Raw genomic sequence first — 7445 nt, 5'->3', positions numbered from 1 at the left:
CCGCCCTTGACGCCGTCTCCGGCGCGATCGGCGGCGGCGCAATCACCGGCCTCGTCGGCCCTGATGGCGCCGGCAAGACAACGCTGATCCGCCTGATGACCGGTCTGATGTTGCCCGACATGGGAACGATGGAGGTTCTCGGCTTTGACACCAGGAAGAATGCCGCCGGCATCCAGGCGGCGATCGGCTACATGCCGCAGCGCTTCGGCCTCTATGAGGACCTGTCGGTGCAGGAAAACCTCGATCTCTATGCCGATCTGCGCGGCCTGCCGAAGAGCGAACGCGCCAGCGCCTTCGACGAACTGCTCACCTTCACCGATCTCAAGCGTTTCACCGGCAGGCTGGCTGGAAAACTTTCCGGCGGCATGAAGCAAAAGCTCGGCCTTGCCTGCGCGCTTCTGAAAAAGCCGCGCCTGCTGCTGCTCGACGAGCCGGGCGTCGGCGTCGACCCGATCTCGCGCCGCGACCTCTGGAAGATGGTTGAGAACCTGACGAAAGAGGGCATCGGCGTGCTTTGGTCGACCGCCTATCTGGATGAGGCGGAAGCCTGCGATCACGTGCTGCTTTTGAACCAGGGCAAGCTGCTCTTTTCGGGAAAACCGATGGAGATGACCGAGCGCGTCAAGGACCGGGTCTTCAGGGTATCCGATGTCAGCGGCCGCCGCCGGCAGGTGCTTGCCGAACTCCTGCAGGCCGATGGCGTCATCGACGGCGTGATCCAGGGCGAGGCGATCCGCCTCGTCGCCGCCAAGGATAAGAAACCGGATATCGGTTCGGCCGGCGATGGCGCGACGCTCGCCCCTGCCACGCCGCGTTTCGAGGATGCCTTCATCGACATGCTGGGCGGCGGTCCCGGCGGCCGCTCGCGGCTGGCAGAGGCGCAGGAGCCAGTGAAGGATGATGGCGATCGGCCGGTGATCGAGGCCAAGGGACTGACCAAGCGCTTCGGTGATTTCACCGCTGCCGATGACATCAGCTTCGATATCCGCCGTGGCGAGATCTTCGGCCTGCTCGGTCCGAACGGCGCCGGCAAGTCCACCACCTTCAAGATGCTCTGTGGCCTGCTGAAGCCGACCGGCGGCGAAGGCCGTGTTGCTGGTTTCGATCTTCGCCGCGATGCCGCCGAAGCCCGCAACCAGCTCGGCTATATGGCGCAGAAATTCTCGCTCTACGGCGATCTCACAGTCATGCAGAACCTCGAATTCTTCTCTGGTGTCTATGGGCTTCGCGGAAAACACCGGCGCGAGCGCATCGATCTCATGGCCGGCATCTTCGATTTCGACCGCCATATCGGCCAACCGGCCAAGGACCTGCCGCTGGGTCTGAAGCAGCGGTTGGCGCTTGCCTGCGCCGTCATGCACGAGCCGCGCGCGCTTTTTCTCGACGAGCCGACCTCCGGCGTCGACCCGATTACCCGGCGGGAATTCTGGACGCATATCAATGCGCTGGTCGAAAAGGGCGTCACCGTGCTCGTCACCACCCATTTCATGGACGAGGCGGAATATTGCGACCGCATCTCGCTGATCTACCGCGGCCGCTCGATTGCGCTCGGCTCGCCCGATGAGTTGAAGGCCCGGGTCGCGACCAAGGAGCAGCCGGACCCGACGATGGAGGATGCCTTCATCGCCCTCGTCCAGCAATCGGAAGCGGAGGATGCCGCATGAGCGCCTCTTCCGGCAGGCTTCGGCGTCTTTCAGCTCTGGTGCGCAAGGAAAGCTTCCAGGCGATCCGCGATCCGAGCAGCATCCTCATCGCCTTCGTGCTGCCGCTGATCCTGCTCTTTCTTTTCGGCTACGGCGTCTCGCTCGATACCACCCGCACGCGCATCGGCCTCGTGACCGAGGAGATGACGCCGCTGACACAGGATCTGTCGGCCAGTTTCCAGGCCTCGCGCTATTTTGATGTCGCCATGGGACGCGACCGGCGTCTGTTCGAGGAAGACCTCGTGCTCGGCAAGGTGCGCGGCATCGTCGTCATTCCGGCCGACTTCACCACGCGCTACACCGCCGGCAACCGCCCCGGTATCCAGGTGATCGTCGACGGCTCCGATCCGAACACCGCGAATTTCGTGCAGAATTATGCCCAGGGCGCCGTCGCCAACTGGGAGCGGCAGAGGCAGGCGGACGTCGCCGTGCAGAGTCCTGCCATCTCGGTCGAGCAACGCTTCTGGTTCAATCCCGAACTGACCAGCCGCAATTTCCTCGTGCCGGGCTCGATCGCAATCGTCATGACACTGGTCGGCACGCTCCTGACCTCGCTCGTCGTCGCTCGCGAATGGGAGCGCGGCACAATGGAGGCGATGATGGCGACGCCGGTGACGGCGGTCGAGCTGCTCGCAGGCAAGATCCTGCCCTATTTCCTGCTCGGCCTCACCTCGATGACGCTCTGCGTGCTGCTTGCGGTCTTCCTCTTCGGCGTGCCGTTCCGCGGCTCCGTCGCCGCCCTTTACGCACTGTCGGCCGCCTTCCTGATCCCGGCACTCGGCCAGGGCCTGTTGATCTCGACAGCAACGAAGAACCAGTTCCTAGCCTCGCAGCTGGCGCTGATCTCGGCCTTCCTCCCGGCCTTCCTGCTGTCTGGCTTCCTCTTCGAGATCAATTCCATGCCGGTGGTGATCCAGTGGATCACCTTCATCGTGCCGGCGCGTTACCTGATCTCCAGCCTGCAGACGGTGTTCCTCGCCGGCGACATCTGGCCGATGTTCCTGCAGGCGATATCGGTCATGCTGACGATCGGCGCCATCATGTTCATGCTTGCCGCCCGCAGCACCAGAAAAAGGATCGGCTGAGATGTGGACAAGGCTTTACGCCCTGATCGTCAAGGAATTGCTTGCCGTCCTGCGCGATCCCAAGGGCCGCGCCATCCTGATCGGCCCGCCGATCGTCCAGCTTCTCGTTTTCTCCTATGCGGCGACGCTCGAGGTCCGCAATGTCGACGTCCTGATCCTCAACCGCGACAGCGGCCACTGGGGCCAGGAACTGATCGAGCGCATCGATGGCTCGCCGACTTTCCGGAAGATCGAGATCGCCTCCAGCCAAGCGGAGGTCCGCGTGGCGATCGACAACCAGACGGCCATTGCCGCCGTCGAGATCGGCCCTGACTTTTCGCGCAATATCGAGGCGGGAGCGCCGGCCGACCTGCAGATGGTGCTTGATGGCCGCCGCTCCAACGCCTCGCAGATCGTCGCGGGCTATCTCTCGCAGATCGGTGCAGCGCTCGCTGCCGAGACCCCGGCCGGCAAACGCGCCGGCGCCGATATCGTGTCGACCGTGCCGCGCAACTGGTTCAATCCGAACCTCACCTACCAATGGTTCATGGTGCCGAACCTGATCGCCAGCATCGCGCTGCTGATCGGCCTGATCGTCACCGCGCTGTCGATCGCCCGCGAACGCGAACTCGGCACCTTCGACCAGCTGATGGTCTCGCCGCTGCGCATCCACGAGATCCTGATCGGCAAGCTGATCCCGCCGATGATGATCGGCCTCTTCCACATCACCGTCTATATCCTGGCCGCAGTCTTCCTCTTCGAAGTGCCGCTGCGCGGCTCGCTCTTCCTGCTTTACGGCAGCGCGATCTTCTATCTCGGCTCGGTCGCCGGCCTTGGCCTCTTCATCTCGGCACTGTCGATGACGCAACAGCAAGCGATCCTCGGCGCCTTCCTTTTCATGGTTCCGGCCATGCTGCTCTCAGGCTTTGCGACGCCGATCGAGAACATGCCGGGGTGGTTGCAGCCGGTGACCCTGATCAACCCGCTGCGCTATTTCCTGGTGATCGTCAAAGGCGTCTTCCTCAAGGATATTCCGCTGAGCGAGGTGGTGAACCAGACGATCCCGCTGGCGCTGATCGCCACCGTTACGCTCAGCGCCGCCGCCTGGCTCTTCCGCCGGCGGCTGGAATAACGCCTCCCAACCCCGGCTTCAGCCGCCTCACATAATGTGAACCGGCCTTCCAAAGCGTGACTCTCTCCTGCTGGAACCTCGGATTGGCGTGGTCGTTACCCAAACGCAACCCCAGCAAAGGAGAAGCAAAATGTACAAGGTCCTACTTGTCTCCAGCGCCCTTGCGCTGTCGTCACTTGCAACCAATGCGCTCGCTGATGGAGCCGTGACCGGTGCAGCCGGTGGTGCCATCACCGGCGCAATCGTCGGCGGCCCCGTGGGTGCTGCCATTGGCGGCGTGGCCGGTGGTGTCGCCGGTGCCGTTGTCGATCCGCCGCCGCGCGAGGTCGTTACCTATGTCCAGCAGCAGCCGGCCCCGACCGCCTCCGTGGTAGTCCAGGAACCGATCGTCGTTGGCAAGCCGCTTCCGGCAGACGTCGTCGTGACGCCGGTGCCTGACAATCCGAAATATGCCTACACGGTCATCAACAATCAACGCGTGATTGTCGAACCCCGCAGCCACCGTGTGGTGCAGGTCATAGAATAATCAGGCAACCGAAGCCGCCTGTTGCGGCTCGGCAACTTCCGGCCCCGCTTCGGCGGGGCCTTTTTTCGTGCGCTTGCGCCACCTGCCGATCAGCGAGAACAGAACGACAAGGTGCCGTGGCAACTTGGAGCCTTTCCTAGGAAAGGCTCCAAACCCCTGTGGCAGCGCCTCTATCGGAATTCGGTCGCCGTAAAGCTTGCCCTGTTTGAGCGACAGAATATGCATGCTGGAAAGCATGAGCCGATCCTCCATCCTGATTGATGGGATCAGCGTGGCCGAAGCGACGGGCTGGGTCTTTAAAGTCCGACTAAAAGCTGCAAAAACTTGCAAAAGCCTATAGCCGCGGCCGCATCCCGGCGCGCGCCAGTCCTTCCAGAACCGGCGCAAAACGCAGCGGATCCTTGGCCGGCTGACCCGCCAGAATGCCTTCCAGCGTCACATCAGGTGCCATCGCCTCGAGCGCATGGAGGAACTGGCGCGCCTGCTCCATATTGCCGAGATGCGCATGTGCGGCGATCAACATCCAGTAGGTCGGGTCGAAATGGGCATTGAGCGCCAGCGAACGAGAGGCGTATGAAATTGCCGCCTCGTAATTGCCGCGAAAGATTTCGGCCATGGCAATGCCCGTCAGCGAAAAACGCGCATCCGGATCGCGGGGTCCCAATTTCACGGCGCGATGCAGTCGCTCGAGCGCATGTTCGATATCGCCGCAGTGCAAGGCCGCAATGCCGGAGCAGGCCGCGACCAGAAGATCGTTGGGATTGGCGGCAGCGGCGGCCTCCAGCACGGCCATGCCACCTTCATAATCCTTGCCCGTCTGCAGCAATGCCATGCCGCAATGGGCCATCACGCGGGGATCGCCGGCCGAATGCTGAAGCCCGCGACGGGCAAGGCTGATGCATTCCGCCTTATCGTCCGTCCCGAGCCGCGGCCAACCCATGGTAATGCGATGTTCGAGCGCCCATGCGGCATGGGAAAGCAGCATCGCATTTTCCGGCTCCATGGCGAGCGCTTCCTGCAGCAAGGCATAGGCGGCGGCATTACTTTCGATCGACTCGTCGATGATCGCGGCAAGCGCACGCAGATAGAGATCGTAAACTGCCGGACTGTTCGGCCGGTCACGTCGTGACCTCTGGATTTCGGCGATCTCGATCGCCGGCTCAACGATCGAGGCGACGCGTTCGGTGATATGGTCCTGGAAGGCGAAGATGTGGCTGATGCCGTCTTCAAAATGATCGGCCCAGAGATTGGTCGCGGTCACGCCGTCGACCAGCTGCACATTGATACGCACCTGCCCGCCTTCCCGCCGGATGCTGCCTTCGAGCACGTAGCGTACTCCGAGCTCCGCCGCCAGCTGTCGCACATCGATGCTGCGTCCCTTGTAAATAAAGGCGGAATGGCGCGAGACGACCGAAAAGGAGCGGAAGCGCGCAAGGGCGGTGATGATCTCCGTCACCACGCCATCGGCAAAATAATCCTGGTCGACATCGCCACCGAGATTGACGAAGGGAAGAACCGCGACGGAAGGCGGCTGCGGCGCCACGGGCGCCATCCCGGCATCGTCCCGGCACGGCAGGCGATAACCGACCCTGGGAACTGTGACGATCCACTCCGTGCCATCGGGTCTTGCGCCGAGAATCTTCCTGAGCGTGGCAATTTGAACCGTGAGGTTGCCTTCCTCCACGGCAAGCCCCGGCCAGGCCCTGTCCATCAGATCCGCCTTGGTGACGACGCGGCCCTCAGCCTCCAGCAGCAAACCGAGCAGAGCTGCCGGCCGTGGTCCCGTCGCAACGGATTTCCCTTCCCGCGACAGGCTTCCTGTCACGGGATCGTAAAGGAACGGACCAAAGGAAAGCGTCAAGCTGCCCATGCAGAAGCATAGCGTGAAAATCTCGCAAACTGAAAGCGGATCGACGCGCTGATGCATTGCAAAAGCCGCCGTTGGAACGGCGGCTTGTCAGTCAACCAGGATCAGACCTTCAGCTCGCGCCGCTCGCGCTCGGTCACCATCGCAAGATCGAGCACCTTCTGCAGGTTGGCGGCGTGGCGAAAGTTCGGATCCGGCTGGATGCCGCTTGCCACGGCCTCGGCAAAACGCTCGTAGTTGGTCGCCACCGGTTCAACCTCGATCTTCGTCCAGGTGGCGGTTTCGACATCCTCGCCGAGGCAGCCATGCAGCTCGGAACCGCTGGGACGATGGATGACCTCAAGGCTGCCCCTCTCGCCATAAATCCGCAGCTTCAACTCGTTCAGATGCCCTGTCGCCCAACGGCTGGCATGGATGACGCCGAGTGCACCATTGGCGAAATCGACAGACATGGTGAAGCTGTCATTGGCATCGAGCAGATATTCGCCGATCTGGCCGCCCGGCGCCTTGTTAAAGGTCTTCAGCCGCGCAAAGACGTGGTCGATGTCGGTCGCCGCACCATAGGCGGCGAAATCGAGGATATGGATGCCGACATCGCCGAGCACGCCGTTCGAGCCATGGCCGGTGGAAAGCCGCCAGAGCCAGGTCGATTCTGTGCGCCAGTCGCCCCAGGCGCGCGACACGAGCCAACTCTGGAGATAGGAGGCTTCCACGTGCCTGATCGTGCCGAGCTCGCCGGCGAGCACCATCTCACGGGCGCGCTGTAGCGGCGCGACGTTTCGATAAGTCAGGTTGACCATGTTGATGACGCCGGCTTTTTCGGCCGCCTCCGTCATCTCCAACGCCTTCGCATAGTTCTCCGCCAGCGGTTTTTCGCAGAAGACGTGCTTGCCGGCGGCAATCAGAGCCATCGTCGTCGGGTGATGGATGCGGTCGGGCGTCACGTTCGTCGCCGCATCGAATTCACCCCAGGCGATCGCCTCCTCCAGTGAAAGAAACCGCTTTTCGATGTTGAACTTGTCGGCGAAGGCCGAAAGCCGCTCAGGATCGGTGTCGACGGCACCGACCACCGTCACGCCGTCGATAAGGGGGAAGCGGGCGAGTTGGTTTTTCGCCATCACCCCGGTGCCAAGAACGAGTAATCGCATGGATG

General features: G+C 62.6%; 7 protein-coding genes. 4 read left to right on the top strand and 3 right to left on the bottom strand.

Annotated features, from left to right (window positions below; translation table 11 throughout):
• The 4 genes from MOV76_RS10540 to MOV76_RS10525 form a co-directional block, all read left to right on the top strand.
• The coding region (locus MOV76_RS10540; protein WP_247264477.1) for an ATP-binding cassette domain-containing protein at positions 1 to 1664 on the top strand (1664 nt) is incomplete at its 5' end.
• Positions 1661 to 2788: an ABC transporter permease gene (locus tag MOV76_RS10535; RefSeq protein WP_247264476.1), complete on the top strand. Its 1128-nt coding sequence runs from the start codon at positions 1661 to 1663 to the stop codon at positions 2786 to 2788. The genes MOV76_RS10540 and MOV76_RS10535, both read left to right, overlap by 4 nt.
• 1 nt (position 2789) lies before the next feature.
• Positions 2790 to 3899, top strand: a complete 1110-nt coding sequence (locus MOV76_RS10530) for an ABC transporter permease (RefSeq protein ID WP_018243238.1) — start codon at positions 2790 to 2792, stop codon at positions 3897 to 3899.
• 130 nt (positions 3900 to 4029) lie between these two features.
• Positions 4030 to 4425 carry a DUF1236 domain-containing protein gene (locus MOV76_RS10525; protein WP_018243239.1) on the top strand — a complete coding sequence of 132 codons (396 nt, stop codon included), beginning with the start codon at positions 4030 to 4032 and terminating at the stop codon, positions 4423 to 4425.
• Here the strand turns inward: MOV76_RS10525 and MOV76_RS10520 are convergent, their stop codons facing one another.
• The 3 genes from MOV76_RS10520 to MOV76_RS10510 all read right to left on the bottom strand — a co-directional run bounded on the left by MOV76_RS10520 (position 4426) and on the right by MOV76_RS10510 (position 7440).
• The gene (locus MOV76_RS10520) at positions 4426 to 4662 is read right to left on the bottom strand and encodes a hypothetical protein (protein WP_018243240.1); all 237 of its coding nucleotides are present in this window, start codon (positions 4660 to 4662) and stop codon (positions 4426 to 4428) included. It lies immediately after the preceding gene.
• Positions 4663 to 4759: 97 nt separating this feature from the next.
• Positions 4760 to 6295, bottom strand: coding sequence for a winged helix-turn-helix domain-containing tetratricopeptide repeat protein (locus MOV76_RS10515; RefSeq protein ID WP_247264480.1), 1536 nt, complete (start codon positions 6293 to 6295; stop codon positions 4760 to 4762).
• Positions 6296 to 6396: 101 nt separating this feature from the next.
• On the bottom strand, positions 6397 to 7440 hold the full coding sequence (locus MOV76_RS10510) for a Gfo/Idh/MocA family protein (protein WP_018073767.1): 1044 nt from the start codon (positions 7438 to 7440) through the stop codon (positions 6397 to 6399).
• Positions 7441 to 7445: the final 5 nt, after the last annotated feature.

Source organism: Rhizobium sp. PRIMUS64 (genome assembly GCF_023006465.1).
Taxonomy (GTDB): Bacteria; Pseudomonadota; Alphaproteobacteria; order Rhizobiales; family Rhizobiaceae; genus Rhizobium; species Rhizobium leguminosarum.
This window is presented reverse-complemented; position numbering and strand designations above follow the sequence as displayed.